The organism is Sulfitobacter sp. (genome assembly GCF_036960155.1).
In the GTDB taxonomy this organism is placed as follows: Bacteria; Pseudomonadota; Alphaproteobacteria; order Rhodobacterales; family Rhodobacteraceae; genus Sulfitobacter.
In genome coordinates this window covers 606,157-632,828 of record NZ_JBALWB010000002.1, presented here as the reverse complement: position 1 = coordinate 632,828, position 26,672 = coordinate 606,157, and the positions used below count along the sequence as shown (strand labels likewise).

General features: G+C 55.1%; 31 protein-coding genes. 19 read left to right on the top strand and 12 right to left on the bottom strand.

The features are described from left to right. Positions 1 to 13: 13 nt before the first annotated feature. The 3 genes from V7775_RS09705 to V7775_RS09695 are packed head-to-tail and all read right to left on the bottom strand — an operon-like array spanning position 14 to position 1,359. On the bottom strand, positions 14 to 763 hold the full coding sequence (locus V7775_RS09705; protein ID WP_335751685.1) for a tetratricopeptide repeat protein: 750 nt from the start codon (positions 761 to 763) through the stop codon (positions 14 to 16). Positions 764 to 774: 11 nt separating this feature from the next. Further along, positions 775 to 984 (bottom strand): hypothetical protein, encoded by a 210-nt coding sequence (locus V7775_RS09700; RefSeq protein ID WP_335751684.1) that lies wholly within the window; start codon positions 982 to 984, stop codon positions 775 to 777. 27 nt (positions 985 to 1,011) lie between these two features. Beyond that, positions 1,012 to 1,359, bottom strand: coding sequence for a hypothetical protein (locus V7775_RS09695; RefSeq protein ID WP_335751683.1), 348 nt, complete (start codon positions 1,357 to 1,359; stop codon positions 1,012 to 1,014). A 763-nt stretch (positions 1,360 to 2,122) separates the two neighbouring features. On the opposite strand from V7775_RS09695, the gene V7775_RS09690 reads away from it, so the two are divergent. Further along, positions 2,123 to 2,608 carry an outer membrane protein gene (locus tag V7775_RS09690; RefSeq protein WP_335751682.1) on the top strand — a complete coding sequence of 162 codons (486 nt, stop codon included), beginning with the start codon at positions 2,123 to 2,125 and terminating at the stop codon, positions 2,606 to 2,608. A 157-nt stretch (positions 2,609 to 2,765) separates the two neighbouring features. Here the strand turns inward: V7775_RS09690 and tgt are convergent, their stop codons facing one another. Then, positions 2,766 to 3,893 (bottom strand): tRNA guanosine(34) transglycosylase Tgt, encoded by a 1,128-nt coding sequence (gene tgt / locus V7775_RS09685; protein ID WP_335751681.1) that lies wholly within the window; start codon positions 3,891 to 3,893, stop codon positions 2,766 to 2,768. Between the two features lie 141 nt (positions 3,894 to 4,034). Here tgt and V7775_RS09680 point away from each other — a divergent pair, with 141 nt between their 5' ends. The 9 genes from V7775_RS09680 (at position 4,035) to V7775_RS09640 (ending at position 9,840) form a co-directional block, all read left to right on the top strand. Beyond that, a complete protein-coding gene (locus V7775_RS09680) occupies positions 4,035 to 4,901 on the top strand; it encodes an SPFH domain-containing protein (RefSeq protein ID WP_443070108.1) in 867 nt (288 codons plus the stop codon). Further along, entirely contained in the window at positions 4,901 to 5,176 is a 276-nt protein-coding gene (locus V7775_RS09675; protein ID WP_335751679.1) for a hypothetical protein, read from the top strand. Before V7775_RS09680 ends, V7775_RS09675 begins: the two co-directional genes overlap by 1 nt. Positions 5,177 to 5,330: 154 nt before the next feature. Then, positions 5,331 to 6,035, top strand: coding sequence for an MIP family channel protein (locus tag V7775_RS09670; protein WP_335751678.1), 705 nt, complete (start codon positions 5,331 to 5,333; stop codon positions 6,033 to 6,035). 127 nt (positions 6,036 to 6,162) lie between these two features. After that, positions 6,163 to 6,888: a DNA cytosine methyltransferase gene (locus V7775_RS09665; protein ID WP_335751763.1), complete on the top strand. Its 726-nt coding sequence runs from the start codon at positions 6,163 to 6,165 to the stop codon at positions 6,886 to 6,888. Positions 6,889 to 7,181: 293 nt separating this feature from the next. Continuing rightward, on the top strand, positions 7,182 to 7,544 hold the full coding sequence (locus tag V7775_RS09660) for an SUF system Fe-S cluster assembly protein (RefSeq protein WP_335751677.1): 363 nt from the start codon (positions 7,182 to 7,184) through the stop codon (positions 7,542 to 7,544). 15 nt (positions 7,545 to 7,559) lie between these two features. Beyond that, complete coding sequence (locus V7775_RS09655; protein WP_335751676.1) at positions 7,560 to 8,330, top strand: hypothetical protein; 771 nt, start codon at positions 7,560 to 7,562, stop codon at positions 8,328 to 8,330. Between the two features lie 45 nt (positions 8,331 to 8,375). Then, positions 8,376 to 9,098, top strand: coding sequence for a DUF3307 domain-containing protein (locus V7775_RS09650; RefSeq protein WP_335751675.1), 723 nt, complete (start codon positions 8,376 to 8,378; stop codon positions 9,096 to 9,098). Positions 9,099 to 9,151: 53 nt separating this feature from the next. After that, positions 9,152 to 9,514 carry a HesB/IscA family protein gene (locus tag V7775_RS09645; RefSeq protein WP_335751674.1) on the top strand — a complete coding sequence of 121 codons (363 nt, stop codon included), beginning with the start codon at positions 9,152 to 9,154 and terminating at the stop codon, positions 9,512 to 9,514. A gap of 17 nt (positions 9,515 to 9,531) precedes the next feature. Further along, positions 9,532 to 9,840 carry a TfoX/Sxy family protein gene (locus tag V7775_RS09640; protein ID WP_335751673.1) on the top strand — a complete coding sequence of 103 codons (309 nt, stop codon included), beginning with the start codon at positions 9,532 to 9,534 and terminating at the stop codon, positions 9,838 to 9,840. Here the strand turns inward: V7775_RS09640 and V7775_RS09635 are convergent. Beyond that, complete coding sequence (locus V7775_RS09635; protein ID WP_335751672.1) at positions 9,837 to 10,463, bottom strand: HD domain-containing protein; 627 nt, start codon at positions 10,461 to 10,463, stop codon at positions 9,837 to 9,839. The genes V7775_RS09640 and V7775_RS09635 overlap by 4 nt on opposite strands. After that, positions 10,460 to 11,365, bottom strand: coding sequence for an isopenicillin N synthase family dioxygenase (locus tag V7775_RS09630; RefSeq protein WP_335751671.1), 906 nt, complete (start codon positions 11,363 to 11,365; stop codon positions 10,460 to 10,462). Before V7775_RS09630 ends, V7775_RS09635 begins: the two co-directional genes overlap by 4 nt. Positions 11,366 to 11,483: 118 nt before the next feature. On the opposite strand from V7775_RS09630, the gene tpiA reads away from it, so the two are divergent. Next, complete coding sequence (gene tpiA / locus V7775_RS09625) at positions 11,484 to 12,233, top strand: triose-phosphate isomerase (protein ID WP_335751670.1); 750 nt, start codon at positions 11,484 to 11,486, stop codon at positions 12,231 to 12,233. An 84-nt stretch (positions 12,234 to 12,317) separates the two neighbouring features. Here the strand turns inward: tpiA and V7775_RS09620 are convergent, their stop codons facing one another. From V7775_RS09620 to V7775_RS09600, 5 genes are all read right to left on the bottom strand, one after another. Further along, positions 12,318 to 13,694, bottom strand: a complete 1,377-nt coding sequence (locus V7775_RS09620) for a TRAP transporter large permease (protein ID WP_335751669.1) — start codon at positions 13,692 to 13,694, stop codon at positions 12,318 to 12,320. A gap of 4 nt (positions 13,695 to 13,698) precedes the next feature. After that, a complete protein-coding gene (locus V7775_RS09615; protein WP_335751668.1) occupies positions 13,699 to 14,379 on the bottom strand; it encodes a TRAP transporter small permease in 681 nt (226 codons plus the stop codon). A gap of 79 nt (positions 14,380 to 14,458) precedes the next feature. Next, positions 14,459 to 15,454, bottom strand: a complete 996-nt coding sequence (locus V7775_RS09610) for a DctP family TRAP transporter solute-binding subunit (RefSeq protein WP_335751667.1) — start codon at positions 15,452 to 15,454, stop codon at positions 14,459 to 14,461. A 236-nt stretch (positions 15,455 to 15,690) separates the two neighbouring features. Further along, the gene (locus V7775_RS09605) at positions 15,691 to 16,920 is read right to left on the bottom strand and encodes a sigma-54-dependent transcriptional regulator (protein WP_335751666.1); all 1,230 of its coding nucleotides are present in this window, start codon (positions 16,918 to 16,920) and stop codon (positions 15,691 to 15,693) included. Further along, a complete protein-coding gene (locus tag V7775_RS09600) occupies positions 16,917 to 18,713 on the bottom strand; it encodes a sensor histidine kinase (RefSeq protein ID WP_335751665.1) in 1,797 nt (598 codons plus the stop codon). Before V7775_RS09600 ends, V7775_RS09605 begins: the two co-directional genes overlap by 4 nt. Positions 18,714 to 18,720: 7 nt before the next feature. Between V7775_RS09600 and V7775_RS09595 the strand changes: the two genes are divergently transcribed. Next, positions 18,721 to 19,905 carry a cytochrome P450 gene (locus V7775_RS09595; protein WP_335751664.1) on the top strand — a complete coding sequence of 395 codons (1,185 nt, stop codon included), beginning with the start codon at positions 18,721 to 18,723 and terminating at the stop codon, positions 19,903 to 19,905. 12 nt (positions 19,906 to 19,917) lie between these two features. Here V7775_RS09595 and V7775_RS09590 read toward each other — a convergent pair whose 3' ends face one another. Then, a complete protein-coding gene (locus tag V7775_RS09590) occupies positions 19,918 to 20,379 on the bottom strand; it encodes an Lrp/AsnC family transcriptional regulator (protein ID WP_335751663.1) in 462 nt (153 codons plus the stop codon). Positions 20,380 to 20,518: 139 nt separating this feature from the next. Here V7775_RS09590 and cysG point away from each other — a divergent pair, with 139 nt between their 5' ends. The 7 genes from cysG to V7775_RS09555 all read left to right on the top strand — a co-directional run bounded on the left by cysG (position 20,519) and on the right by V7775_RS09555 (position 26,658). Further along, positions 20,519 to 21,913 carry a siroheme synthase CysG gene (gene cysG, locus V7775_RS09585; protein WP_335751662.1) on the top strand — a complete coding sequence of 465 codons (1,395 nt, stop codon included), beginning with the start codon at positions 20,519 to 20,521 and terminating at the stop codon, positions 21,911 to 21,913. Continuing rightward, entirely contained in the window at positions 21,913 to 22,209 is a 297-nt protein-coding gene (locus V7775_RS09580) for a DUF2849 domain-containing protein (RefSeq protein WP_335751661.1), read from the top strand. The genes cysG and V7775_RS09580 overlap by 1 nt, the downstream gene beginning before the upstream one ends. Beyond that, positions 22,209 to 23,873: a nitrite/sulfite reductase gene (locus tag V7775_RS09575; protein ID WP_335751660.1), complete on the top strand. Its 1,665-nt coding sequence runs from the start codon at positions 22,209 to 22,211 to the stop codon at positions 23,871 to 23,873. Before V7775_RS09580 ends, V7775_RS09575 begins: the two co-directional genes overlap by 1 nt. After that, positions 23,863 to 24,585 carry a phosphoadenylyl-sulfate reductase gene (locus V7775_RS09570; RefSeq protein ID WP_335751659.1) on the top strand — a complete coding sequence of 241 codons (723 nt, stop codon included), beginning with the start codon at positions 23,863 to 23,865 and terminating at the stop codon, positions 24,583 to 24,585. Before V7775_RS09575 ends, V7775_RS09570 begins: the two co-directional genes overlap by 11 nt. Continuing rightward, positions 24,582 to 24,983, top strand: a complete 402-nt coding sequence (locus tag V7775_RS09565; protein WP_335751658.1) for a DUF934 domain-containing protein — start codon at positions 24,582 to 24,584, stop codon at positions 24,981 to 24,983. The genes V7775_RS09570 and V7775_RS09565 overlap by 4 nt, the downstream gene beginning before the upstream one ends. 70 nt (positions 24,984 to 25,053) lie before the next feature. Further along, positions 25,054 to 25,902, top strand: a complete 849-nt coding sequence (locus V7775_RS09560; RefSeq protein WP_335751657.1) for a ferredoxin--NADP reductase — start codon at positions 25,054 to 25,056, stop codon at positions 25,900 to 25,902. 75 nt (positions 25,903 to 25,977) lie between these two features. Then, positions 25,978 to 26,658 carry a M50 family metallopeptidase gene (locus tag V7775_RS09555; protein WP_335751656.1) on the top strand — a complete coding sequence of 227 codons (681 nt, stop codon included), beginning with the start codon at positions 25,978 to 25,980 and terminating at the stop codon, positions 26,656 to 26,658. Positions 26,659 to 26,672 lie beyond the last annotated feature (14 nt).

Genomic DNA, 26,672 nt, shown 5'->3' with positions numbered 1-26,672 from the left:
TCAGAACCGAAAACTACAAAAACCCATTGATGAGCTTTCCCGGGGCAGTCTCTTTGCCGCCGAAAAAGGTCACACCTGCACGGCTGTAGTTGCCTCGTTCACGCCGACGATCGGTTCGGAAAACGCGCGCGCCGATGTCACTTTGCTGATTTACTTGCGAAAAACTTAGGCCTAACTCGGTTTCGGTTTCAGGCTCATTGAGTGTGGAATAAAGGTGACGCTGCGCGCGCCAGTCAAACACAACGCGTCCCTTTGCTCCGATATTGCCCCTAACGTATCCACGCAGGCCTATCCGTCTTTGCCAGCCTGATATTCGGCGACTTTCGGGCGTGATATCCCCTCCATCACTACCAAGTGTAGTATTATCGGTGCCATGGTTGAGGTTGCTCGTGGGGGTCGCACCAAAGATCACACTGATCCCTACGGGCCGTTCATCAATAATACGGCGCAAGACAGCAGAATAGAGACCACGCAATTGTGGATCTGTGCTGCGCTCTCTTAGGATTTCAAACTGGTATTGTGCCGCAGCCATTTGACCATCGAGGATCAGCACATACCCCAATTCTTCGCGCACACCTGTGTCTTTGGGATGCGCGAAGAATTGGCGTAGAATATCTACCGCCGCGTCATACTCACCCGCCACGCGCAAGACACGGGCCTGACCCATCGTATTTGGATCAAGCCCTGTCTGGGCGGTGACATGTGTGCTCAGGCTGAGCAAAAGCACAATGGCGCACAGCAGATGTGAACTTGCAGTACGCACGTGGTCTGGCCTCAATTAGCGACACCAACCAACCCGCCTGCAAGGGCTGTATTGTCATCGGTGCCATCAAATGTAGCAATCACACCTGTGCTGCCGATCTTACCGCTCAGGTCCGTTGTGACGGTCCCCGTCAATCTCGTAGTGCCAAATATACTGGTCGGCAAATTGTAATTTACAACTGCATCACCGCTAACGGTTTGCCCGTTTGTGCGCCCGTCCACCTCAAGATCAGAGCTGCTTCCTGTTAGTCAACCAGTGTCGAAATCGGCGGTCAGGGTTGTTTGACCATCGAAACGGCGTGTCGCGCGCGTACCGGAGATGAATGAACTACTGCGCGAAACCTTACCCACAACATGGTAGTTATAGCGAGTATCGTAAGTCACCGTGCCCTCGCTTACTGGCGCGCCTACTGTGGCCCCATCGGTGATGCCTGCAACAGCAACAATCTGGCCGCGATTCTGATCAGCACCGGAGGCATAAGCCACCAGCCCAACAAGCGGACAGCTAACTGAGCCTCCTTCTTTTCCTTCGAGCGAAACATTCACTTCACCGTTCGAAACTGACGTTATTCTGCTGGCAGTTTTGCTGTCTGCCACACCGCCACCGCCGCCACATCCGGCGATGGGAAAATGCGGCCAAGCCGGAAATGGAAAGGATAAAAAATCGGCTCATCGTTTTTGGTAAAAACACGGTTTGGCTTCGCTCAGAAGTTTAACTTTTTCGCGAACAACCGAACACGAAATAGATACGTCAATGAATCAGTACGTAGAATTTTCCGTCATGCAAGGTTTCAAAATTCGGGAACTTTATTCAATTGAATTGACAATAAGAGCATCAAACACCGCTCGGAACGAAGCAAATTATGTATCCCTTTCTGCGCACCAACCATATCCACCGGCGAATACTTATCAGGTACGCTCCCATTACAATGCACTCGCATCTCAGCTTAAAATATTGATGCGTTACGCGCTATCGATTAAGAATCAAAGACTTACGATTACCAATCGAACGTATGGTATTCCGCTCTCTTACGTGCTCCGGCTTTCGGGAACTCACGATCTAATCGGATCAATGTCTCATTGCATGCCTGTTGATCCCAATACCTCGCGAACAACACCCCACAATTGGTCACATTGCGCATCAGAACTTAAGTGGTTCAGCGCCCAAAATGCTACACAACCCAATTTCCCTTTCATGTGCGAGAGGCGCCATTGAGCAAGTTTTCGTTCTGTGAACGCCTATCTGAAGTAGCGTGAGCCTCCCGACTGTGGTTTAGGAAAATCGAATGAAGTTTATTATTGCCAGTCTTGTTGCAGGGCTGCATTTGCGGGTACCATTACCCCTCCCCCGCCTGATCCAGTGCTGACGCAAACATTCGATGACCTTAGCTGGACTGGCGGCTATATCGGGCTTCAGCTGGGGAGCCGTGATAACACTGCATCCGACGGGAGTACATCAGAGGAAATCAACATCGACAGCGTTGGTTTGCACACGGGATATCTGTACGATCTGGGGACGTTTGTTGTTGGGGGAGAACTGTCATTTGACCGTGTTTCTTCGGATGAAGCCGATGATGATGATACGGATATGATCCGTCTGCGTGGTCGGGTTGGGTATGATCTCGGGAAATTTATGCCCTACGTCACCTTGGGCGCTGCTCACGTTTCGGACGACGACGTTTCTAAGAATGGCATCTCTTATGGTATTGGCGCTGAGTATCGCGTGACCAAAAAATTCAATCTAGGATTGGAATCTTCAAGAACAACATTCACTGATGTTGATAACACTGATGGGCTGGGTTTTGACGTTGACTTGATCCAAATCCGTGGTTCTTACCGCTTCTAATCAGCCAGATATGACCAAGAAAATGACCATAGGGAGATTTACAACTTCCTATGGTTTTATATGTACTTCTGCGCTCCAAACATGAACCGTTTCACCTGTTAGGTGTCTGAATGCTTTCATAGACACGGCACACCAGCCAAAAGCCCCACAAACACACCTAGAGCGGATCAATGTCGCCTTGTGCGCGGGTGCTGTGAAAATCGTTTTGCCATGCTGTGAATGTGCCCGCCGCAATGGCTTCGCGCATGCCCGCCATGATGTCCTGATAATAGCGCAGGTTGTGCCATGTCAGCAGCATAGAGGAGATCATCTCCTGAGAGCGGAACACATGGTGCAGATAGGCGCGGGAATAGTTTTGGCAGGCTGGGCAGCCGCAATCCTCGTCCAGCGGGCGCGGATCATCGGCGTGACGTGCGTTTTTGATGTTCAACACACCTTTACGGGTAAACACCTGCCCTGTGCGCCCTGAGCGCGACGGCAGAACGCAGTCCATCATATCAACACCGCGTGCGACCGCACCAACAATATCATCGGGCTTGCCCACGCCCATCAGGTAACGCGGTTTGTCCTGCGGCAATTGCTCGGGCGCGTAATCAAGACAGTCAAACATCGCCGCCTGCCCCTCACCCACGGCCAAACCGCCAATAGCGTAGCCGTCAAAATCAATCTCGCGCAGCGCTTCGGCAGATTGCTGGCGCAGGTCTTTTTCTAGCCCGCCCTGTTGAATACCAAACAGCGCATGACCCGGACGATCACCAAAAGCCTCCTTGGAGCGTTTGGCCCACCGCATGGACATCTCCATGCTGGAGGCAATCCGGTCGCGATCAGCTGGCAATGCAGGGCATTCGTCAAAACACATCACGATGTCACTACCCAGCAACTTTTGGATCTCCATCGAGCGTTCAGGTGTGATTTCGTGTTTGGATCCGTCGATGTGGCTTTTGAAGGTCACGCCGCGTTCGGTCAGTTTGCGCAGATTGGCCAGTGACATCACCTGAAACCCACCAGAATCCGTCAAGATAGGGCGGTCCCAGTTCATAAACTTATGTAGCCCACCCAAACGGTCGATCCGTTCAGCTGTGGGGCGCAGCATCAGGTGGTAGGTGTTGCCCAACAAAATATCCGCACCCGTCTCACGCACGGACGATGGCATCATCGCCTTTACCGTCGCCGCTGTGCCCACAGGCATAAATGCAGGTGTGCGAATTTCACCGCGCGGTGTGTTGATGCGCCCTGTGCGGGCACGTCCGTCTGTTGCTTCAATCTGATAGGAAATCTTGGGCATTTTCGGCTCCTCACGCGGTTACTGCGCTGGCCTACCGCAGGAAGCCCGATCTTGCAATCAGGGCGTTTTGGCCCCACATAAAGGGTATAAATTTTAATCTTGAGGAATAACGCGTTGAACATTGAAGAGCAGTTACTGGGTATGTTGCAAGAAAATCTGGGCTGGCTGTTGCTGGCTGTTGTGCTGGTGGTGGTTGTCCTTAAGGCCGTCAAAATTGTCCCTCAGTCAGAACAACACGTGGTTGAACGTTTTGGACGCCTGCGCGTCGTGCTTGGACCTGGGATCAACATGATCGTGCCGTTCTTTGATAAGATCGCGCATAAAATCTCTATTCTGGAACGCCAGTTGCCCATCGCCTCTCAGGACGCGATCACACGTGATAACGTGTTGGTGCAGGTCGATACATCCGTGTTCTACCGCATTATTGAGCCAGAAAAGACAGTGTACCGAATTCGCAATGTAGACAGTGCAATTGCCACCACAGTCGCAGGTATTGTGCGTGCTGAAATCGGTAAAATGGATCTGGACGAAGTGCAGGCCAACCGCTCGTCCCTCATTTCGACCATCAAGAACTTCGTTGAAGATGCTGTTGATAATTGGGGCATCGAAGTGACCCGCGCCGAAATTCTGGACGTGAACCTTGATGCGGCGACCCGCGCCGCAATGATGCAGCAGTTGAACGCTGAACGTGCGCGCCGTGCCCAAGTAACCGAGGCCGAAGGTTCCAAACGTGCGGTTGAGCTGGCCGCTGACGCCGAGCTATACGCATCCGAGCAAACAGCCAAAGCCCGCCGCGTGCTGGCAGACGCCGAAGCTTACGCCACACAAACCGTTGCACTTGCCATCAATGAAAATGGTCTGGAGGCTGCGCAATACCAGATTGCCCTCAAACAGGTTGAAGCCTTAGGCACCATGAGCACTGGCGCGGGAAACCAGACAATTGTGGTTCCTTCCGAGGCACTTGCCGCCTTTGGAGATGCGTTCAAACTGCTTAAAGGTCGCAGCTAATGGATAATCTGTTGCATGTCTGGTGGGTTTGGCTGTGTGCCGCTTTGGCGCTGGCCCTGATTGAATTGATTGCACCTGCCTCTGTCTTTCTGGGCTTTGCACTGGGTGCCTTGGGGATGACAGCAGTTGTCGCCTTGGGCCTATTCACAAACACATCGGTGCTTTTGGCGCTCTTTGCGGGCTTGTCGTTGCTCGCGTGGATTGCGCTTAAGGTCGCGTTCAAGAGCCAGTCCAGCAGTGCGCGCATTGTTACACGCGACATCAACGAAGACTAATCTCGTAGCTTCAATACCGCCTTCCCCTTTGGATTCCTTCTAAAGGGGAAGGTTTGCACGGTTTATCCCCTAACCCGCGCAGCGCAATTGCATCACAGTGCAAGCGCGGAGAGTGTTCCGCATGATTATGTTGAACAACTCTGGGAGAATTTACATGCGCAAATATATTGCGGAAGCGATCGGGACATTTGTCCTCGTATTCTTTGGCGTCGGCTCTGCCGTGCTTGCCGGGGCGGGCATGGGCCTCTCCGATCCGATTAACATCACAGGCATCGCACTTGCGTTTGGTATTTCTGTTGTGGCGATGGCCTATTCCATCGGTCAGATTTCTGGCGCGCACCTGAACCCTGCTGTGTCCATGGGAGCATTGGTTGCTGGCCGCATCAGCGTGACCGACTTTATCGGATATTCCATTTTTCAAACCATCGGTGCGATTATCGCTGCTGGCGCGATCTTTACGCTCGCGACCAATTCTGCGGGCGGTTACGATGTTGCTGCTAGTGGCATGGGCCAGAACGGTTGGGGCGCGGGCTACGGCGGTGAGTTCTTTATGATCTCCGCGTTCATCTTTGAAGTGATCGCAACGGCAGTATTTCTTGTGGTGATACTTGGCGTGACATCCGGCAATGGCAGCCCCTTGATGGCTGGTCTTGTGATTGGCCTGACACTGACAATGATCCACCTTGTTGGCATCACGATCACAGGTACATCTGTGAACCCTGCCCGCTCTGTGGGTCCTGCCTTGTTTGTTGGCGGCACAGCATTGTCACAGCTTTGGGTGTTTATTGTTGCTCCGCTGATCGGTGGCGCCATTGGTGGCCTGCTGCACCGCTCAGGCATTACCGGCTCTGACGACTAAAAACGCTCCGCTCTCTCGCATTTCAGTGATGCGAGAGAGCATTTTTTCAAGTGTCATTTTTTCAAGTGTCGTGAGCACTAGTTATTGCAGTAGCCGGAAGACCCCGTAAGAATACGGAAGAAGCGGGATATGGGACGATCTCAAATCCTTTGACGGCAAGCCATGGCGCGGCCGCATTCATATCATCACTGCCGGATATCCCTGCCAGCCCTTCACCTTGTCTGGCAAACGCAAAGGTGAGCACGATCCAAGACATCTCTGGCCAGACGTCGCAAGAATTGTGTCCGAAGTTCAACCCGAATGGCTCTTCTTTGAAAACGTGCCAGGGCATCTCACCCTTGGCCTCCAAGACGTCACCCGAGACCTTCAGGGAATGGGCTACAGGGTTGCAGCGCGCGTCGTATCAGCGGCGGAAGTTGGCGGGTCTCACGTACGCGAACGGGTGTTCATTCTGGCCCACGCCGACATTCAAGATGGGCGGGAACAGAACATCGGTGCGGTTGGGGCCGAACTACTTCCAGTTCTTGGTCGATCCGAACCAGAAGGGGACGCAGACTTCGGTGAGGACGGCCGCAACAGTCTGGACGATGGCTTGGGATTTGATGCGGGCGACGGGATGGACGGGGACACCCTTGGTCTCTTCGCCCCGATGCCGGGTCACTTTGATGAATGGCGACGTGCATTGGAAGGGCAAGGCGTCAAGACAGTTGAACCCGAACTTCACCGATTGGATGATGGGTTGGCCAATCGGATGGACCGATCCGCAGCAGCAGGTAACGGAGTTGTCTCCTTGGCTGCGGCGCATGCGTACTGCGCTTTACGAGCTGAACTCGGTCATCAAGGTGTGATCTGACAAGTCAGCTCTGATCCTGATTCATGGCGTTCTCAGGGTCAGAGCAATTCAAGAGGTGTTTAAAGGGTCTTTGAACGATGTTTAAACATCTGATGGACAGCAGTCATTTAAACGGTCATGACAGGCCTATGGATCAGGGAAAACGTTTTGCTGCAAGAAACTCTGTCATTTACTGCAGAAACCTTTGTCGCGCTACAACAACAGCTACAATTAGGCCATTCAATGCCCTACGCCTCTGGACGTCTCCCCACCCAAACCATATATAAACAGTCAAGTTTATAGATGAGGCGCAGATGACCAACTCAATACCCCCTCTCGAAGGCACGCCGCTAATTGCGCCTTCAAGCACCGATCATGCGCTCTATGAGCAGGTAGTCGAAGCCTGTCGATCGGTTTATGACCCCGAGATTCCAGTGAATATTTATGAGCTGGGTCTGATCTACACCATTGATATCAATGACCAGAACGAAGTAGCGATCAAAATGTCGCTGACTGCGCCCGGCTGTCCTGTTGCGGGCGAAATGCCGGGCTGGGTTGCTGACGCGGTTGAGCCCCTTCCGGGTGTGAAACATGTCGACGTTGAGCTGATCTGGGAGCCACCGTGGGGCATGGACATGATGTCTGACGAGGCGCGCCTTGAACTGGGCTTTATGTAAGTTCTACGAAATTTGATGATTTTGCGGGTCGCCATGGAAATTGGCGGCCCGTTTTGCTTTGTCGCACCAGCGGGGCGCAATTTGTATAGTCGCCTAAGCAGGGCGCATTTTGTGTTGTTGCCCCCGCAGGGGTTGCCTGTCAAACTGAACAGCGACACTAGAACGCAGCATGAGGCTACAATGCAGAACTGGGCGGTTTTCACCGGTGATATCGTACGTTCGACCGATTTGGGTGCGGATGCATTGCAAGACGTGTTTACCGCGCTGGAAAATGCAGCGCAGGCGATTGCGCAGTGGCCCGACAGCACCACAACATTTGCGCGGTTTCGCGGCGATGGCTGGCAGATGGCCCTGCCCCCTGTTTACGCCCTGCGCGGCGCGCTGGTGATGCGCGCTGCTGTGCGTCAGACTGGCAAAGGCCGCGATACCCGCATTGGCGTAGGGGTTGGGCAAGGTCAGATGCAAGGTAGCGATCTGGCCAGTGCGGATGGTCCTGCATTTTTACACTCGGGTCGCGCGCTGGATGCAATCAGCCGTGGACCGCGCATGGTTGCTCCTGATGGGACGGTTGCCCTGCGATGCGCCCTCCCATTGGCTGACCGCATTGCCCAAGGGTGGACACCCAAACAGGCGCAGGTGGCCTATGCTCTGCTCGCACCTACGCCTCCTACACAAGAAGCCTTGGCTCAGACCTTGAACCGTAGCCGCCAGATGACCCAAAAGCAGGCGGATGCCGCAGGAGTTATCGCGTTGTTAGACAGTTGTGACGCTTATGAAAGCGCATAATAGCAACCAAATTAGGTTGCAAACTCAGAAAGCAACCCATTTAATATGAGCCTTCCCATCATGCCCCTACTCACGATTGAGCTGCTGATTGCACTGGTTTGCGCGCATCTGCTGGCGGATTTTGTGTTCCAAACCACAAATATGGTACTCAACAAACACCGGCCCGTATTTATGCTGATGCATGGGTTGCATGTGTTTGCCCTGACGGCATTGTTTTCGGGGGGCGCGATGGCTCTTAGCCTTGGCATTGCCCTTACTCATGTTGCGATTGATGCCATCAAGGTTCATCTGGCCCCTGATACCCTACGCACCTATCTGCTGGATCAATGTGCGCATCTGGTCATATTGCTGTGCGCGGTGATGTGGCTGCCAAACGCCCTACTGGAGCCATGGTGGCCCCCGCTGAGCACAGATATGATACAAGTCGCCCTTGTCCTGAGTGGCCTGATCACGGCGACAATGGCGGGTGGCCCAGCCGTTGGCCACCTGATGGCCCGTTACAAATTTGATGCCCAACTAGACGGGTTGGAATATGCAGGCCGCATCATCGGGCTGATGGAACGTGGGCTGATCTTTTTGATGGTTATGATCGGGGAACCATCCGGCATTGGTTTTCTCATCGCAGCCAAGTCAATTTTGCGCTTTGATACCGTATCGCGTGATCAGAAAATGAGCGAATATGTGATCATCGGCACGCTCGCCTCATTCGGTTGGGCGCTGGCCGCCAGCTTTGCCACAATGGCAACGATGCGGGCGCTGGGCTACTAACCTCTTGAGATCGTCGGCATGCACCCCTATCTAGGGATCAAAGGAGCACTCATATGTTCGGAATTCCAGGCAAGCAAGCGGTCACCATGACCGATAAAGCAGCAGCACAAATCATCAAGCTGATGACCGCCAAAGGCCATGCAGGCCTGCGTATCGGCGTGAAAAAGGGTGGCTGTGCAGGCATGGAATACACCATGGAATATGTGGATGTTGCGGATCCCAACGATGAGGTCGTCAAACAAGACGACGCATGTGTGATGATCGCACCAATGGCCCAGATGTTTTTATTCGGTACAGAAATCGACTATGAAACCTCACTTTTGGAAAGTGGATTCAAGTTTAACAATCCAAATGTTTCAGAGGCATGTGGGTGCGGCGAATCCATTAAATTCGACGAAACACTCTTCGCAAAATGAGCCTCGGTGAGGCGGATATGTCCTTCGCCCGTGAGCTGCTTTCTGACATCCCCGATCTCACAACCCGCCGCATGTTTGGCGGGATGGGCATCTATTCTGAGGGCACCATATTTGCGTTGATGATGTCTGACGGCCGTTTGATGTTAAAGGCAGCCAAAGGCCCGTTCGCCAATCGCATGGCCGATTTGGGCGGCGAAGAATGGACCTATACGCGCAAGGATGGCAAAGCATCCTCGATGCCTTATTGGACACTCCCTGATGCCTATCTGGATGATCCCGAAGAGGCCTGCGCGTTGGCGCGCGAAGCACTGAACCTCCTGCGCTAAAACGATATTTCGGCCAACAGCTGTGTGCGGAATGTCTTCATAAACGTGACCCGTTCTTGGGCTAATCCACGTCCTGTTGCGGTATTCAGTGTTTCAGCTACGCGCAGCAATTTCACCTCAAAATGATCCAACGCATAGGCGCGATCATCTAGCGCGCGGTTCTGTGCCATCGGATCACCGCCATGAAACAACGCGGCGTCCATCTGACCCGACACATTGAAACATCGCGCAATCCCCAACGCGCCTAATGCCTCTAGACGGTCGGCATCCTGCACCACCTGTGCCTCGATCGTGCGTGGTGTAACGCCCGCAGAAAAACTATGCGCTTCAATGGCATGTGCCACGGCGTTCACCTGCGACGTCGCCATACCTTGCGCGGCTAAGAACTGCGATGCATGGGCTGCGGACAAGGATGCGGCCTGTTTGCGATCAGGGCTGTCTTTGGGCGGATTGATGATGTCATGCATAAAACAAGCAGCCTCAATGACCTCCAGATCACCGCCTTCAACGGCCGCGATCTGCCGGGCCAAGGCCCAGACACGGCGCAGATGCCAAACATCATGCGCGCCGTCCGTGTGATCACCCCAAACCCGCAGCACTTCTGCTTCAAAAACGGTACTCATTTCTTTTGCAGATGCACGTAAGTTTCGCCGTACCGCGCCGCGAGGTGCTCTCCGGCCATCATAACCTTGCCTGAACCAAGCGGCGCAACGTTGGTGTCATGGGATGGGTTAAAGAACAGCGGCACTGATATCCGCTCGTTTACGCCGCCAACCACGCGGTGCGGCGTCGCGCGCACGCGGCCATCGGTCCAGAGGTCCATCATCTCACCAAAGTTTATCACAAAGGTTCCTGGATCAGCGCTCAGCGGAATCCAGCCGCCGCCGCGCTTGCGCACCTCAAGCCCCGGCGAGCCATCCGTTGCCAGCAACGTCAGGCAGCCATAATCCGTATGGGTCGCTATCCCAAAATCCTTTGCCCCTGCCCAACTGGGCCGCGCGGGATAATAGTTGCCCCGCAACAGGGACATAGGGGTTTCAAACCCTGCATCAAACACATCACGCGGCGCGCCAATTGAATGGGCCACACCGCGCAGAACGGACATCGCAACATCGCGCGCATCGTTGTAATAGCTTCTGATCACGCCCGCAAATTCGGCAGGTTCAGCGGGCCAGACGTTGGGCGCATAAACAGACATCTCACAGCGCGGATCACTGGAGGGCAGGCTCACGCCGTTGTCAAAAAACTGTTTGTAATCAGGGTTCGCATCTGGATCGACCTGCTCAGACCCTGCTGCGCCCCATCCGCGATTGGACCCCGTGCGTGCCATATCATAGCGCTGCTTTTGTGCCTCGGGCAGTTTGAAAAACGCGCGGTAGGTTTCAATCACTTCCTTCACGCGCACACCGGAAAGCGCGGTGTTATGAACCGTCACAAAACCCACACCAGTGGCTGCCTCGCGCATGGCCTCCAGCGCGGCAGGGTCACTTGCGCGCAGTGCTTCCAAATCAATAGACGGGATCATTGTCTTCTCCTTGCCTGTTATCGTCCTCCTACAGTTTGCGGGGCCGCGCGCCAACCCAGTCGTTGAATTGCCCCCTGCTGGGATGTTAGAGACAGGAAACCAAAACAAGGGGCGATAAATGCGACGCAAACTGGCAGCAGGCAATTGGAAGATGAACGGCACCGCAGCAAATTTGGCTGAGTTGGAGGCATTGAAAGCGCTTTTGCCCGCCAATGCACCTGAAGTGTTGATCTGCCCGCCTGCGCCGCTGTTGTTTCGCGCCCATGAGGTTGTCGGCGATACTGGCATCCAGATCGGCGCCCAAGACTGCCACAGCCATGAAAGCGGTGCGTTTACTGGTGATATCTCGGCCACGATGGTTGCGGATACGGGCGCAACCCATGTGATCGTTGGCCATTCCGAGCGGCGCGAAGCCTATGAAGAACATGATAGCGATATACGCAAAAAGGCCAAAGCAGCGTGGGCCGCTGGCCTGACAGCCGTGATTTGTATTGGTGAAAGTGGTGATGACCACGAGGCCAACAACACGCTGGAGATTATCGCAGGTCAACTTGCAGGTTCCCTGCCCGATGCAACAACCGCCACAAACACCGTCATCGCCTATGAACCCATCTGGGCCATTGGCACAGGTAAGGTGCCTACGCTTGAGCAGATCGTCCAAGTGCATGACTTTATCCGCGCCAAGATCGTTACACGTTTTGGAGCCGAAATTGGTGACATGATCCCGCTGCTCTATGGCGGGTCGGTAAAGCCTGACAATGCGGCCACCATTTTCGAGGCAGAAAATGTTGATGGTGCGCTTGTTGGTGGTGCATCGCTAAAGGCTGCTGATTTTGCGCCGATCATTCAGGCCTTGGCTGCAAGCTAACAGGTTCTTTGAACACACTTTAAAACAAAAAAGGGCGCTGGTGTTTGATCACCAGCGCCCTTTTCTATTTGTATGGGAACATCCCTACCTGGTGATGATCTCAGGTCCCATCATCAGTGTTGGCAGCCATGTAGAGATGATTGGAATGTAGGTCACCATAATCAGGAAAACGAACAACACCGCTAGGAATGGCAGTGCAGCGCGCACCACATTCATCATCGGCATGTTCGCCACGCCCGAGGTCACAAACAGGTTGAGGCCAACAGGTGGCGTGATCATCCCGATTTCCATGTTCACAACCATGATGATGCCCAAATGGATCGGATCAATGCCCAGCTCGATTGCGATTGGGAACACCAGCGGTGCCACGATAACCAACAGGCCAGATGGCTCCATGAACTGGCCACCGATCAACAAGATCACGTTGACAATGATCAGGAAAACCACAGGACCAAAGCCCGCGTTCAGCATCGCCGCCGAAATCTGCTGCGGGATTTGTTCGTCCGTCAGCACGTGTTTGAGGATCAGCGCGTTTGCAATGATGAACATCAGTGTCACCGTCAGCTTGCCTGCTTCAAACAGCGTATCGCGGGTATCACGGTGAAAGAACGCCGTGACGAGCGCTATGGGTTTTTCCATCAGCGACAGGTTTTTGCCTTCGCCCTTTACATGCAGTGGCCCCATGTCGCGGTACACAAAGGACGAGATGAAGAAGGCATAGATCGCCGCCACCGCAGCCGCTTCTGTGGGGGTAAAGATACCGCCATAGATGCCGCCAAGGATGATCACGATCAGGAACAAGCCCCAGCCAGCTTCGATACCGGATGAGCGCACCTCACCCCAGCCGCGCCATTCGCCTTTTGGCAGATTGCGTACACGGGCGATGATGTAGATCGTTAGCATCAGCATGAAACCAGCCAATAGGCCCGGAATAACCCCCGCAAGGAACATCCGCCCAACCGACACATCCGTAGCGGAGGCATAAACCACCATCACGATGCTAGGTGGGATCAAAATGCCCAGCGTCCCTGCAACGGCAATCACACCCGCTGCAAAATCCTTGGTGTAACCGACCTCACGCATGCCCACGATAACGATGGAGCCAATGGCAACCACGGTAGCCGGAGACGAACCAGAAAGTGCTGCAAACAACATGCAGGCAAATACACCCGCAATCGCCAGACCGCCGGGCAAGTGCCCAACCAGCGCAATGGAAAAGCGGATGATCCGCCGCGCCACACCGCCCGTCGACATAAAGCTGGAAGCTAGAATGAAGAACGGGATCGCCAGCAACGTGTAGTGCCCTGCCATTGCCTGAAAGAACGTCTGGGCGATGGACGCCATTGACGTGTCAGACAGTACGAGCAGAAACAGGATCGAGGAAAGGCCCAGCGAGATGGCGATTGGCACACCAATCAGCATCAAACCAACAACCATGGTGAATAGAATTAGAACTTCCATGGGATCAGTCCTCCGCGTTCAAATGTTTGACGTCTTCCACTGCGTCTTCAGCCTCATGGCTGACAATCAGTGCTTTTTGGCGTCCTTGAGCGACCCTCACCAACGCCTGCACAAAGCGCAGCAGCAACAGTGCAGCACCAAAAGGCAACATGGCATAGGGAATGAAACGAGGCAGCTTTTCATAGGCTTCACCCTCATTCATGATCGGCTCAATAAAGCGCAAAAACTCAGGGAAAGGGATATCGTCGACGACGTACCATGCCTGATCGCGGCTGTTCAGAAAGCCCGAGGGAAACCAACGGCCTGATGTCGCATCAAGCCCTGCAAAAGGTGCCCAATAGTCCCAAGCGCCCTTCAACAACAACGCGGCATAGATCACGCAGATCACACCTGCGATCAGTGCCAGAACCTTGCGCGGTCCTTCGCTAAACAGGTTCACAACTGCGTCCACACCCAAATGTGCCGTCACTTTGACCGCGTAGGACATGCCGAACAGAACCAACCATGCGAACAGAAAGGTAACCGATTCAAGGCCCCAGATCAGGCCCGTGTTAAAGCCATAGCGCAACACCACATTGATAAACGTGATGATGGTCATCAACCCAAGGATCAGCGCAATCGCCGTCTCCTCAATTTCGCTTACGATGCGCGCAAGCCCGCTTTGATCAGACGAATGGCCCGACATGGCAAGCACTCCCTGCCCTAGTAAATTTTCAAAGATAAAGAAACGGCCAGCCTGTGATCAGGCTGGCCGCAAGTGACGCTTAGTGCTTGGCGTTGATGGCCTGCGCTGCGTCTACGTTTTCTTGGCCCACGTCACCAATGAACTGATCCCAAACTGGTTTCATCACGGTGACCCACTCTTCACGCTGAGTTGCATCAAGTTCGCGTACAACGCCGCCTGCCGCCAAAATGGCTTGCTTGGCGTCTGAGTTCACTTTGGTGGACTCAGAGTTGCGTGCTGCCGTTACTTCGCCAACGATTGTCATCAGCTGCTCGCGTACGTCTGCGGGCAGTGAATCAACCCAATCGGTTGAAGTCACGAGAAGATAATCGATGATACCGTGGTTGGTTTCGGTAACGCCGTCTTGGACTTCGAAGAACTTCTTGCCGTAGATGTTGGACCATGTGTTCTCTTGGCCGTCTACAACACCTGTTTGCAGGGCGCCGTATACTTCAGAGAATGCCATTGGCTGGGGTGAACCACCCATTGCGGCCATCTGGGCCTTAAGAACATCCGAGTTTTGCACGCGGAATTTGAGGCCAGATGCATCAGAAGGTGAGTTCAGCGGCTTGTTTGCTGACATCTGCTTCATGCCATTGTGCCAGAACGCCAGGCCCAACAGGCCGCGACGTGTCATGGATTCTTTCATCGCCTGACCCGTTTCAGAGTTCTGGAACTCATCTACAGCGTCGATATTTTTGAACATGAAGGGCAGATCAAAGATCCGGAACTTTTTGGTGAACTGCTCGAATTTGGACAGCGACGGTGCCGCCATCTGAACGTCGCCCTGCAGAAGCGCCTCTAGAACCTGATTGTCGTTATACAGCGTGGAGTTCGGGAACACTTCCATGCAGGCTTTGCCGTTCATCTCGTCATTGACGCGCTGTTCAAGCAAGGATGCCGCGATGCCCTTTGGGTGCTTGTCCGTATTGGTCACGTGGCTCAGCTTGATGACGATTTCGCCGTCATCGCATTTGGCAGCAGCAGCGCCAGCGGATACGGACAGGGCCAGAACGGCCGCAGTAATGAATTTCATGGTATCTCCTCCCAGAGAGTTCTGTGTCTTACGGCTAAGCGCCGCGGTGGAGACACTATTGGGCGAAGGTCCGCCCACTACAAGAAGCAGCACCAGAAGTTTTTTTATCTGTTTTAAATCAACATCCTAAATCCAAAATTCAATATGGTATCGCTAACACAAATACATCTCAGTGCGGAAACCCGCACCATGGCCACCTGTGCTGTGCGGAATTCCACACACATCGATTATGCGACTCAAGGGCGGAAATCTTCGGGTTTAATCGCGTAGCGCGCACATTTATCGTAGAATGTCTTTCTAGGAAGCTTGAGCGCGCGCGCGGCATCACTTGCTTGGCCTTGCGCGCGTCGCAGTGCCCCCTCAATCAAGGACTGTTCGATCTGCGCCAGTTGCGCCACCAGTCCTACGCTTTCGTCTACATCCGGCGTTTCGGACATGCCTATGACAAAACGCATCGCCTCTGACATCAGCGCACGGGCATTGCCCGACCATTCCCGCGCCATCAGCGCCGCATCGATTTGCGGCGTGACCTCTGGCGCGCGCTGGCCACTTTGTTCGGCGGCTTGGGCGACATAATGGCGAAACAGCACAGGAATATCCCTTGGGCGTTCACTGAGAGACGGAATACGCACTGGCATCACCGTAATGCGGTAATAAAGGTCAGCGTTAAAACGCCCCTCCTCCATTTCAATCGCAAGATCACGGGTCGAGCCCGCAATCAGTCGCGTGGCTGGTGCACCATCAAGCGCTTCTGCCAAGGCCAGCTGGCTTTGGGCAGGAAGCACTGCAATCTCATCAATAAACAGGCTGCCGCCTTCGCCCTGCGCAAAGGCATCAGCCAAAGCGGTAGGATCCAGATCATGTGCGGCGCGTTTCAGGAAGGGGCGTTTTGAGCGCAGGGAACTGAGGTGGATAACCTCGGCCACTTTAGAAATGCCCGTCCCTTGCGCGCCAGTCACCAACACTTCGCCGCCTGTCTGTGCCACACGGCGGACTTGCCCGCGCAATCCTTGCGCCAGTTCTGAATTGCCAAACAGCATCCTTGCCGCCGGATCACCGCTTTCGACCAGTTGTCGCAACTGCCGGTTCTCAAGCACCAGCGCGCGGGTTTTGATAGCACGTTCAACAACGGCTAGTAATTCCTTGGCTGCGCAGGGTTTTTCCAGAAAATCAAACGCGCCTTCGCCCATGGCCTTTACCGCCATGGGGATGTCGCCTTCGCCTGTCAGCAGGATCACAGGCAAATCGGGATCGATGCTGCGCACATGGGCAAGGAGGTGAAAACCGTCCCGCCCCGGCATGCGAATATCCGAGATGACCACCCCGTCGAATTCCCGCGAGATGTGATCAGCCGCGACCACAAAAGACCCCGCCGCGATGCAGGTTAGATCGGCCAACTCCAACGTCTGGCCCAACGCCTCGCGAATGGCCGCATCGTCATCTACCAACAGCACAGAGCGGGTCATGCGGCGCGGTCCTGTTTCATGGGCAGCAATGTCACTGAGAAACACGCGCCTTGTTCTGTATTATGCACTCTGATCTCTCCGCCGACACTTTGAACGATGGCATAACTGATGGACAGGCCAAGCCCAACGCCTTTTGCGGCCCCTACTTCTTTGGTGGAGTAGAATGGATCAAACACCCGCTCGGGTGCCTGAATACCGTGCCCCGTGTCTGAAATATTGACGGTGATGCCGCTTTTTTGATCAATGTCGATCTTGAGGATACGCGCGTCGGCGTCAATCATCGCGTCCAGCGCATTTGTGACTAGATTTAAAAACACCTGCGCCAGACGCACCTCGCCGCCACTCACCCAGATTGGTGCTTGCGGGGGATCATACTTAAGCACGGTGTCCATAGCCGTGCGCCGCGCCAGTGTGAGGTCAAGCACCGAGGCAATCACAACGCCTAGATCAACCTGCACCTGCTGCACAGTTTCTTGTTTCGAGAATGCCCGCAGGTTTTTGATGATCCGCCCCATGCGGTCTGCCATTTCGGAAATCCGCGTAAGGTTCTCAGCCGCCCGTTCAGGTTTATCCCGTTCTATGAATTTCACGCCATTCTCGGCAAAGGACTGCACCGCCATCAGCGGTTGGTTCAGCTCATGGCTGATCCCCGCGCTGAGCTGCCCCAACGCACTAAGTTTGCTGGCCTGAACCAGATCATCTTGTGCGCGCGCAAGCGCTAATTGGGCCTCGTTGCGCTCAGAGGCTTCGCGCCGCAGCTCGTCGTTGATGTCGCGCAACGCTTGGGTGCGCGCCCGAACCCTCGCTTCTAGTTGCGCGTTGGCAAGGGATAGCGTCCTACGCCGTTCGGTTGCGAGGAATAGAAACGCGCCAAAGGCCAGACAGAGTGCGGCAACCGCTGCGGCCTGAGAAGCGGCAAGCCTGCGCACGGGGGCCACGTCCATCAGCACTTCGCCTGTCATGCCAATCACTGGTAAATCTTGGGTCAGGTGCAGCGCGTCTTGGGGCAGATACGGCCCCCATCCCAATCGCCAGATTTCATGAACGCCGGAATAACTCACTTCAAAACTTGGCACCTCGCCCTGAGGGGGCATCAGCCCTTGCGCACCGTCAGGGCGCTGCCACAAGACCAGCTCGGAGCGGTTAGACACCTGCACGCGCCCACGACCGTCGGTGAAAAACACAGGCGGCGTATCCCCGCGCCACGCATAATCAACCGAAGCCAGATCGGTAGAAACCACAAATGCACCCAACACATTGCCCCGCACGCCAAACACCGGAGCGGCATAGAAATAACTGCGCCCCGCACCCGCGTCGGGCCCATACCCGCGCCCCAGTGCACCATTCAACGCACGGCGCACAAAGGCGTTAGCGCCCGCGCTGCCAGCCCCCCCATCAGCCGATGCCAGCACACGGCCCATGCGATCAATCACCATAACATCCAACGCGGCGGCGCGGTCGGCAACACTGCGCAATAGCACTGCGTCCTCATCATGTGCCATATCCCGCAGCACCCGAACCACTTGCGGGTGATCCGCCATCACAACGGCCAGATCACGGTAGCGTTGGAGCTGCCCGACCAGTCGGTCACTCGCCAGCGCCAGATCGGCACTGCCGCGCGCGGCCAACTGGCCCATCCCTTGATGCACCGCATAGCGCCACACTGCCGTCGAAAGGACTGCAACACAGGTCAAAAATACTACAATGCTCAGGCCGCGACGGCCAAATCCATATCTCATGCCACCCAATTTATGCGCCAAGGCTTGCATTGACCAGCACAACCGCGTCTTCATCTCGCTTATGAATCGCCTTGAACAATCCCCGCATGATCCCGCCTTTATCCAAAACCCCTACCCGTTCTATGACCGCGCCCGCGCAATAGGCCCTGTTGTATATTGGGAGGACTACGGCATGCCCTGCGCGTTTGACGCGGCCACGGTGAATGCGCTGCTGCGCGATCGTCGATTGGGCCGCGCGGTGCCTGATGATCAGCGCAAACCGGTGCCAGATCATCTTGCGCCTTTTCACGCGGTTGAGCAGCATTCGATGTTGGAGCTGGAACCGCCAACCCACACGCGCCTGCGCGGGTTGGTTTTGCGGGCGTTTACCTCGCGGCGGATTAGATCGCTGACACCAGACATTGAGGCCGTTACTGCCGAGTTGCTCGCGGACCTACCCGAAGATCGTGCCTTTGATCTAATCCCAAGCTTTTGCACGCAATTGCCTGTGCGCATCATTGCCCGCCTGTTGGGCGTCCCCGAAGCCATGGCACCTGACCTGCTGCGGTGGTCTGCGGATATGGTTGCGATGTATCAGGCGGGGCGGACGCGCGCGATTGAGGATGCCGCAACCGCTGCCGCATCTGAGTTTGCCGATTTTCTGACCGGATACATCGAGCAGCGCCGCAATAGCCCCGCAGATGATCTGATCACTGAACTGATAGCGGCTGAACAAGACGGCGCACGTCTAAGCACTGCTGAATTGATCAGCACTTGTGTTCTGCTTTTGAACGCAGGGCATGAAGCAACCGTGCACAGCCTTGGAAACGCTGTGAAATGTTTGATTGAGAACAAAACACCGCACAGCGCATTTGCGCCCGATGCCATTGCCACCACTTGCGAAGAATTGCTGCGCTACACCCCGCCCCTGCACATGTTTGACCGTTATGTGTACGAGGATGTCGACCTTGGCGCAGTCACGCTGAAAGCTGGCAGCCGCGTTGGTCTGGTATTGGCGGCTGCAGGCCGTGATCCCGCGGTTTATTCGGATGCTGATAAGTTCAAATATGATCGTGGTGGCAAGCCCCACGCCGCCTTTGGCGGAGGCATGCATTTTTGCGTTGGCGCCCCTTTGGCGCGGATGGAGATGCAGATCGCCTTGCCCGCGTTATTTGCGCGCTTCCCAACCCTTACGCTGGCCGAAAAGCCTGTGTTTGCAGACAGCTATCACTTTCACAAGCTTGACCAACTGATCATCAAGGGGTGAACCCGCGCCCGCCTAGAGCGGCAACATCGTTGTTGACTTAATCTGCTCCATCGACAGCAGCGCAGTGACGTTATGCACGCGCACCTCACTGATCAGTGCCTGATAAAACCTGTCATAGGCCCGCGCGTTTTCTACGCGTACTTTCAGGATGTAATCGATGTCGCCCGCCAAACGATGTGCCTCTTGCACTTCGGGGCGGTCCTGTAGCGCCTTTAGAAAACGTGCCTGCCAATCCGCCTCATGCTCAGAGGTGCGGATCAACACAAAGAAGCATGCCTCAAATCCCAAGGCCTCGGCATCCAGTACAACCGTCTGCTGACCGATCACCCCAGCTTCCCGTAATTTGCGAATCCGGTTCCATACTGGAGTCTTGGATGAACCGACTTCGCGGGCAATATCATCAAGCGAACGGCTGGCATCCTGTTGCAGGGCCGCCAATATTTTCCTGTCTGTGTCGTCAATACGGACACTCATTCTGGTTCTCCTTGAATTTCAAACCACCTGTTCTGTTCTAATCTCAGTTTAGAACAAGTGTCCTTATGTGGCCAGCCATATGGCGAAATATGAGGAAAATATCCTATATTGATCGTAACAACGCAGAGGATACGCCCCGATGGACCACTTCCCAATCTTTCTGAGCACCAACACCGCACGCATTATCGTGTCCGGTGGAGGCGACGCGGCATTGGCAAAACTGCGCCTGCTGATGAAATCCTCTGCCAAGATTACAGTGTTTGCAGCGCAGCCTGCAGCGGAAATTGAACAGTGGCATCACGCGGGCAAACTTACGCTTGTGACACGCGCCATGGATTACGGCGATGCGGTTTGCGCGAAACTGTTTTATGGCGCAAATGAAGATGCCATTGAAGATGCGCGCACAGCCCATCTTGCCCTGACCTGCGGCGCGCTGATCAATATCGTGGACAACCTGCAAGACAGCCAGTTCATCACACCCGCAATTGTGGACCGTTCCCCTGTGACCATCGCAATCGGCACCGAAGGCGCTGCCCCCGTGCTGGCCCGCGCAATCAAAGCGGACCTAGAAGAACGCCTACCCCAATCACTGGGAACATTGGCCCGCATCGGCAAAACATTCCGCGCGGCCGCAAATGCGCTGCCCTTTGGCCGTGCGCGCCGTGATTTCTGGCGCGAGTATTATTTTGATGCTGGCCCAAAGGCGATGGGTGACGGGCAAGAAAGCGTTCTGCCTGCCCTCAACACTCTGCTTGATGACCACTTGAACAAAACAGCGCGCACAGGGCATATCGCCTTTGTCGGTGGTGGCCCCGGTGATCCTGAGCTGTTGACCCTAAAAGCGCGCCGCGCGTTGGATGAAGCTGATGTGGTGATCTATGACCGCCTGATTAGCCCAGAAATCCTAGAGCTGGCCCGCCGTGAAGCCACCATGATCGACGTTGGCAAAGAGGGTTTTGGCATCCACACCCCTCAGGAGCACATCAACGATTTGTTGGTTGAGCACGCAAAAGCGGGTGCGCAAGTTGTGCGCCTGAAATCAGGTGACGCCACTGTGTTTGGCCGCTTGGACGAAGAAATTGACGCTGTGGATGCGCATAGCATCGGCTGGCACATCGTTCCGGGCATCACATCTGCTTCTGCCGCCGTTGCGGCCATTGGCCAAAGCCTAACAAAACGGGGGCGCAATGCCTCTGTGCGGTTCCTGACGGGCCATGACATGAAAGGCTTTGCCGATCATGACTGGTCTGCACTTGCCCGCCCTAATGAAGTCGCCGCGATTTACATGGGCAAGAAATCAGCGCGTTTTGTGCAAGGGCGTCTGCTGATGCACGGTGCTGACCGTCACACGCCTGTGACCATCATCGAAAATGCCTCCCGCGCGGATCAACGCGTGCTGGAAACCACATTGGATGCCCTACCCGCAGCCCTCAAGGCCGCGGATTTCTCTGGCCCCGCCCTCACATTCCTCGGCCTTGCGCCCCGCGCAGCACTGGCCGCCGCCCCATCCCTTAAACTGGAAGAGTTTGCATAATGGCCAAGTCCTTCAAACCATCTGTCATCACCGCCAACGCATTGCTGGAAGGCGACGTTGTATATCTGCAAGGCGATGATTGGGTCCGCACACTGGACGCTGCCGAAATCCTCACGGATGAAGCCGACGCCGAGATCCGCCTGCTAGAGGCCTCAGCCCGTGTTGAGGAAGTTGTCGGTGTGTATCTCACGACCGTCGACACCACTGGCGGCACCATCAAAACCACCCATTTCCGTGAGGCGTTTCGCGCCACCGGACCATCAAACTATGCCCATGGCAAACAGGAGAGCGCATAATGTACGCCTATACCGATTTTGACGCCAATTTCCTGAACGAGCGCAACGCGCAATTCCGTTCACAAGTTGAACGCCGCGTTGACGGCTCCCTTACTGAGGATGAATTCAAGCCACTGCGCCTGATGAACGGTCTGTATCTACAGCTGCACGCCTACATGCTGCGGGTTGCGATCCCTTACGGCACGCTGAACGGCGCGCAAATGCACAAGCTGGCCGATATCGCGGACAAATGGGACAAGGGCTATGGCCACTTTACCACCCGCCAGAACATTCAATACAACTGGCCTGAACTGCGTGATGTGCCGGACATGTTAGATGCCTTGGCTGAGGTCAACATGCACGCCATTCAGACCTCGGGCAACACGATCCGCAACGTGACGGCAGACCATTTTGCGGGCGCTGCAGCGGATGAAATCGCTGATCCACGTCCTGTGGCCGAACTGATCCGTCAGTGGACCACTGATCACCCTGAATTCCAGTTCCTGCCACGCAAATTCAAGATTGCTGTGTCAGGTGCAACCCATGACCGCGCTGTTCTAAAAGCCCATGACATTGGCCTGCAAATCGTCGAGCGTGACGGTGAACGCGGCTACGAAGTCATCATCGGTGGTGGCCTTGGCCGCACACCTATGATCGGCAAAGTATTGTATGATTTTGTTTCGTCAGAGGATCTGTTGCCGACCCTTGAGGCGGTTGTATCTGTCTATAACCTGTTGGGTCGTCGCGATAATAAGTACAAAGCCCGGATCAAAATCACTGTTCATGAGAACGGGATTGAGGACATCCGTGCGCGGGTTGATGCGCGGTATGCGCTGATCCGTCCACAGTTTACAGGCGTAGATCAGCAAATGCTGTCGCGCATCGAGGCGGATTTTGCCCAGCCTTCCTTCCAAACCAAATCATTGGCCGCATATGAGAGTGCGTATACCAACGATCCGGTGTTCCGCGCATGGGCAGATACCAACCTCGCCGATCACCGCGAAGCGGGTTATGCGATTGTGTCGATCTCCCTCAAGGCACATGGCGCTACGCCGGGCGATGCAACATCCGATCAGATGCGCACCATGGCGGAATTGGCCAAAACCTATGGCCATGACGAGCTGCGCATCAGCCATGAGCAGAACGTCATTCTGCCCCACGTGCACCGCGCCGATCTGCCCGCCCTTCATGCCGCGCTGAAAGCCGCTGCATTGGGCACGGCCAACATCGGCCTGATCTCGGATATCATCGCCTGCCCCGGTATGGATTATTGCGCGCTGGCCACAGCACGTTCGATCCCGATCGCACAGGAAATCGCCACCCGCTTTGACGAGTTGAAGCTGGAGCATGAAGTAGGTCCGCTCAAAATCAAAATCTCGGGCTGCATCAATGCCTGTGGGCACCACCATGTGGGTCACATCGGTATCCTTGGTCTCGACCGCGCTGGTGTTGAAAACTACCAGATCACGCTGGGCGGTGACGGCACAGAAGATGCCGCCATTGGTGAGCGTGCCGGCCCAGGTTTCTCAGCGGATGGCATCATTCCGGCGATTGAACGTCTGGTGATGGGTTATCTTGATCTGCGCTCAGAGCCGAGCGAGACATTCTTGCAGACGTACCGCCGCCTCGGCCTCGCGCCGTTCAAGGCCGTACTTTATCCAGAGGGCAAGGCAAATGCCGCGTAACCTTCCATTGCATGCGCGTGTTGAATACCTCAACACGCGCTTTAAACACCACTCTGCACCAGATGTGTTGCGGGGCGCGTTTGACGTGTTTCCAAATCTGGCGCTTGTCTCCAGTTTTGGTGCCGAAAGCGTCGCACTGCTGCACCTCGCCTCCAAGGCACGTGCAGATGTGCAGGTGATTTTCATTGATACAATGCTGCTGTTTCCCGAAACGCTGCACTATCAAAAAGAAGTCGCTAAACAGCTGGGGCTGAAACGTGTTAAGGTCATCCGGGCAAATACCGTCCTTGAAGACCCGGATAATACCCTGCACCAACGCGACACAGATGCCTGTTGTTCCCTACGCAAAACCCAAGTGCTTGAAAAGGCGCTTGAGGGGTATGACGGCTGGATCACAGGGCGCAAACGTTTTCAATCTGATGGGCGTTCCGATCTGCCACCTTTTGAGGTGGAAGACGGTACTGGCCGGATCAAGGTAAACCCCTTGGCCCACTGGGCGCGTGAAGACGTGCGGCACTACATTGAAGAAAACAACCTTCCGCGCCATCCATTGGTGGCAAAAGGATATCCTTCTATCGGCTGTGCCCCGTGCACATCGCCTGTAAAAGAAGGCGAAGACCCACGTGCCGGACGCTGGCGCGATCAGGAAAAAGATGAATGCGGCATCCACTTTGTGAACGGCAAAATGGTACGTGTAGGAGCACCACAATGACTATTATCGTAACCGACAGCGGCTTTGCTTCAGATGATTGGGACCAAGGTTATTGCGCCACGGGCGCTGCAAATGATTGTGTCGCGCTTGATCTGCCCTCAGACGCGACCCCGGAAGAAATCACGCTGACGCCGACGCTTGAGATGATCCGCATTGATTTCCCATCCTCTGCGGATGGGCGTGGCTTCACAATTGCACGGGCGTTGCGCTTGCGCGGCTATACAGGCCGTCTGCGTGCACGTGGTCATGTGTTGGCGGATCAATACGCTATGGCGCGCCGCTCGGGCTTTGACGAGGTCGAGATCGACGATGCATTGGCCACGCGCCAGCCCGTTGATCAGTGGCAGTTTCGCGCGGATTGGAATGCGCACAACTATCAGGCACGTTTGCGCGGCTAAAGCACGCATTGCACCCAACCTATACCTAGTTTTATAGAAGGACTGCGGAGCATGGCTCTGCGGATTAATCATGACCGAGCAAACACCCGTGAACACCCAAACCGCCAAAGCCGTCCCCACCCTGCCGGACGCGCAAACTGTCACCAGCGTAACGCATTGGACAGACCACCTGTTTTCGTTCCGCGTAACACGCCCTGCGTCTTTGCGTTTCCGCTCAGGTGAATTTGTGATGATTGGCCTGATGGGCGAACCGCACCCAGAGACAGGCAAGCAGAAGCCGCTGCTGCGCGCCTATTCCATTGCCTCTCCGTCATGGGATGAAGAGCTGGAGTTTTACTCGATCAAGGTTCAAGACGGCCCGCTGACATCGCGTTTGCAACACATCAAGGTTGGCGATGAAATCATTCTGCGTCCCAAACCTGTTGGCACATTGGTGCATGACGCGCTGCTGCCCGGCAAACGCATCTGGTTCTTCTCAACCGGTACTGGCTTTGCGCCTTTCGCTAGCCTGCTGCGCGAACCGGAAACCTATGAGAACTACGACGAGGTGGTTGTCACGCATACATGCCGCAACGTGGCCGAGCTGGAATATTCCCGCAAACTGATCGAAGATTTGCAAAACGACGAGATGATGCAGGAACTGATCGGCAAAGAGAACCTTGCCAAGATCCGTTATTATCCCACCACTACCCGTGAAGAGAGCCCAAAGATGGGCCGTATCACAACCTTGTTGGAAGACGGTACTATGTTCCGTGACCTTGGGATTGACGGCATTTCCGTTGATACAGACCGTGCGATGGTCTGTGGCTCCATGGGGCTGAACGTGGACATCAAAAAAGTTCTCGAAGGTTTCGGCCTGGAAGAAGGCGCAAATTCTGACCCTAAGCACTATGTGGTCGAAAAAGCATTTGTTGGCTAATACTTAGACCAACAGACTGATCAGATGGGGCGGCGGTGAATTGACATTTGCCGCCGCCCCATGCGTGATCACCCTATGACATACCTAAAAGCCCATTGGCAGCTACTGGCCATCACTGCTGTTGTGTTTGCCCTGTGGCACACGCCTGTTGTGGTCCCCCTCAAAATTCTGGTCGTCTTCCTGCATGAGCTATCCCATGCGGTGGCCGCGTGGCTGACGGGAGGATCGGTTGAGCAGATATCGATCTCCCCTGAGCAAGGCGGGTTTGCCATAACCCGTGGCGGCAACCGGTTTGCGATTCTATCCGCGGGCTATCTGGGGTCACTTATGATGGGTGCGGCGCTGCTGATGCTGGCATTGCGCAGTGAGGCTGACCGCTTTGTCACCGCCGCACTGGGGGCCGTCATGTTGCTGGTGACAGTCCTTTATGTGCGCGACCTGTTTGCAGCCCTGTTTTGTGTCACTGCGGGATTGATTCTATTGGCGATGGCGCGATTCCTTGGCCACGCGGCCAATGACATGGTGCTGCGGGTGATCGGCCTCACCAGCCTGATCTATGTGCCCTATGATATTTTTGACGACACCATTGCACGCTCTAGCCAGCCCTCGGACGCCTATATGTTGGCGCAGGAGTTTGGCGGTGCGACCCTCATCTGGGGTGGTCTTTGGCTGATTCTGAGTGTGGGTGTGATTTATTGGTCCCTACGGCGTATTCTAGGGACCTCCAGCAACCTGCCCCTCCCCCAGCGCCCATAAAAAAAGCCGCCCCC

Coding starts and splice junctions, on each gene's coding strand:
- tgt (WP_335751681.1), bottom strand. CDS start 3,893: ATGCCCAAGATTTCCTATCAGATTGAAGCAACAGACGGACGTGCCCGC.
- V7775_RS09680 (WP_443070108.1), top strand. CDS start 4,035: ATGTTGCAAGAAAATCTGGGCTGGCTGTTGCTGGCTGTTGTGCTGGTG.
- V7775_RS09675 (WP_335751679.1), top strand. CDS start 4,901: ATGGATAATCTGTTGCATGTCTGGTGGGTTTGGCTGTGTGCCGCTTTG.
- V7775_RS09670 (WP_335751678.1), top strand. CDS start 5,331: ATGCGCAAATATATTGCGGAAGCGATCGGGACATTTGTCCTCGTATTC.
- V7775_RS09660 (WP_335751677.1), top strand. CDS start 7,182: ATGACCAACTCAATACCCCCTCTCGAAGGCACGCCGCTAATTGCGCCT.
- V7775_RS09655 (WP_335751676.1), top strand. CDS start 7,560: ATGATTTTGCGGGTCGCCATGGAAATTGGCGGCCCGTTTTGCTTTGTC.
- V7775_RS09650 (WP_335751675.1), top strand. CDS start 8,376: ATGAGCCTTCCCATCATGCCCCTACTCACGATTGAGCTGCTGATTGCA.
- V7775_RS09645 (WP_335751674.1), top strand. CDS start 9,152: ATGTTCGGAATTCCAGGCAAGCAAGCGGTCACCATGACCGATAAAGCA.
- V7775_RS09640 (WP_335751673.1), top strand. CDS start 9,532: ATGTCCTTCGCCCGTGAGCTGCTTTCTGACATCCCCGATCTCACAACC.
- V7775_RS09635 (WP_335751672.1), bottom strand. CDS start 10,463: ATGAGTACCGTTTTTGAAGCAGAAGTGCTGCGGGTTTGGGGTGATCAC.
- V7775_RS09630 (WP_335751671.1), bottom strand. CDS start 11,365: ATGATCCCGTCTATTGATTTGGAAGCACTGCGCGCAAGTGACCCTGCC.
- tpiA (WP_335751670.1), top strand. CDS start 11,484: ATGCGACGCAAACTGGCAGCAGGCAATTGGAAGATGAACGGCACCGCA.
- V7775_RS09620 (WP_335751669.1), bottom strand. CDS start 13,694: ATGGAAGTTCTAATTCTATTCACCATGGTTGTTGGTTTGATGCTGATT.
- V7775_RS09615 (WP_335751668.1), bottom strand. CDS start 14,379: ATGTCGGGCCATTCGTCTGATCAAAGCGGGCTTGCGCGCATCGTAAGC.
- V7775_RS09610 (WP_335751667.1), bottom strand. CDS start 15,454: ATGAAATTCATTACTGCGGCCGTTCTGGCCCTGTCCGTATCCGCTGGC.
- V7775_RS09605 (WP_335751666.1), bottom strand. CDS start 16,920: ATGACCCGCTCTGTGCTGTTGGTAGATGACGATGCGGCCATTCGCGAG.
- V7775_RS09600 (WP_335751665.1), bottom strand. CDS start 18,713: ATGAAGACGCGGTTGTGCTGGTCAATGCAAGCCTTGGCGCATAAATTG.
- V7775_RS09595 (WP_335751664.1), top strand. CDS start 18,721: ATGAATCGCCTTGAACAATCCCCGCATGATCCCGCCTTTATCCAAAAC.
- V7775_RS09590 (WP_335751663.1), bottom strand. CDS start 20,379: ATGAGTGTCCGTATTGACGACACAGACAGGAAAATATTGGCGGCCCTG.
- cysG (WP_335751662.1), top strand. CDS start 20,519: ATGGACCACTTCCCAATCTTTCTGAGCACCAACACCGCACGCATTATC.
- V7775_RS09580 (WP_335751661.1), top strand. CDS start 21,913: ATGGCCAAGTCCTTCAAACCATCTGTCATCACCGCCAACGCATTGCTG.
- V7775_RS09575 (WP_335751660.1), top strand. CDS start 22,209: ATGTACGCCTATACCGATTTTGACGCCAATTTCCTGAACGAGCGCAAC.
- V7775_RS09570 (WP_335751659.1), top strand. CDS start 23,863: ATGCCGCGTAACCTTCCATTGCATGCGCGTGTTGAATACCTCAACACG.
- V7775_RS09565 (WP_335751658.1), top strand. CDS start 24,582: ATGACTATTATCGTAACCGACAGCGGCTTTGCTTCAGATGATTGGGAC.
- V7775_RS09560 (WP_335751657.1), top strand. CDS start 25,054: ATGACCGAGCAAACACCCGTGAACACCCAAACCGCCAAAGCCGTCCCC.
- V7775_RS09555 (WP_335751656.1), top strand. CDS start 25,978: ATGACATACCTAAAAGCCCATTGGCAGCTACTGGCCATCACTGCTGTT.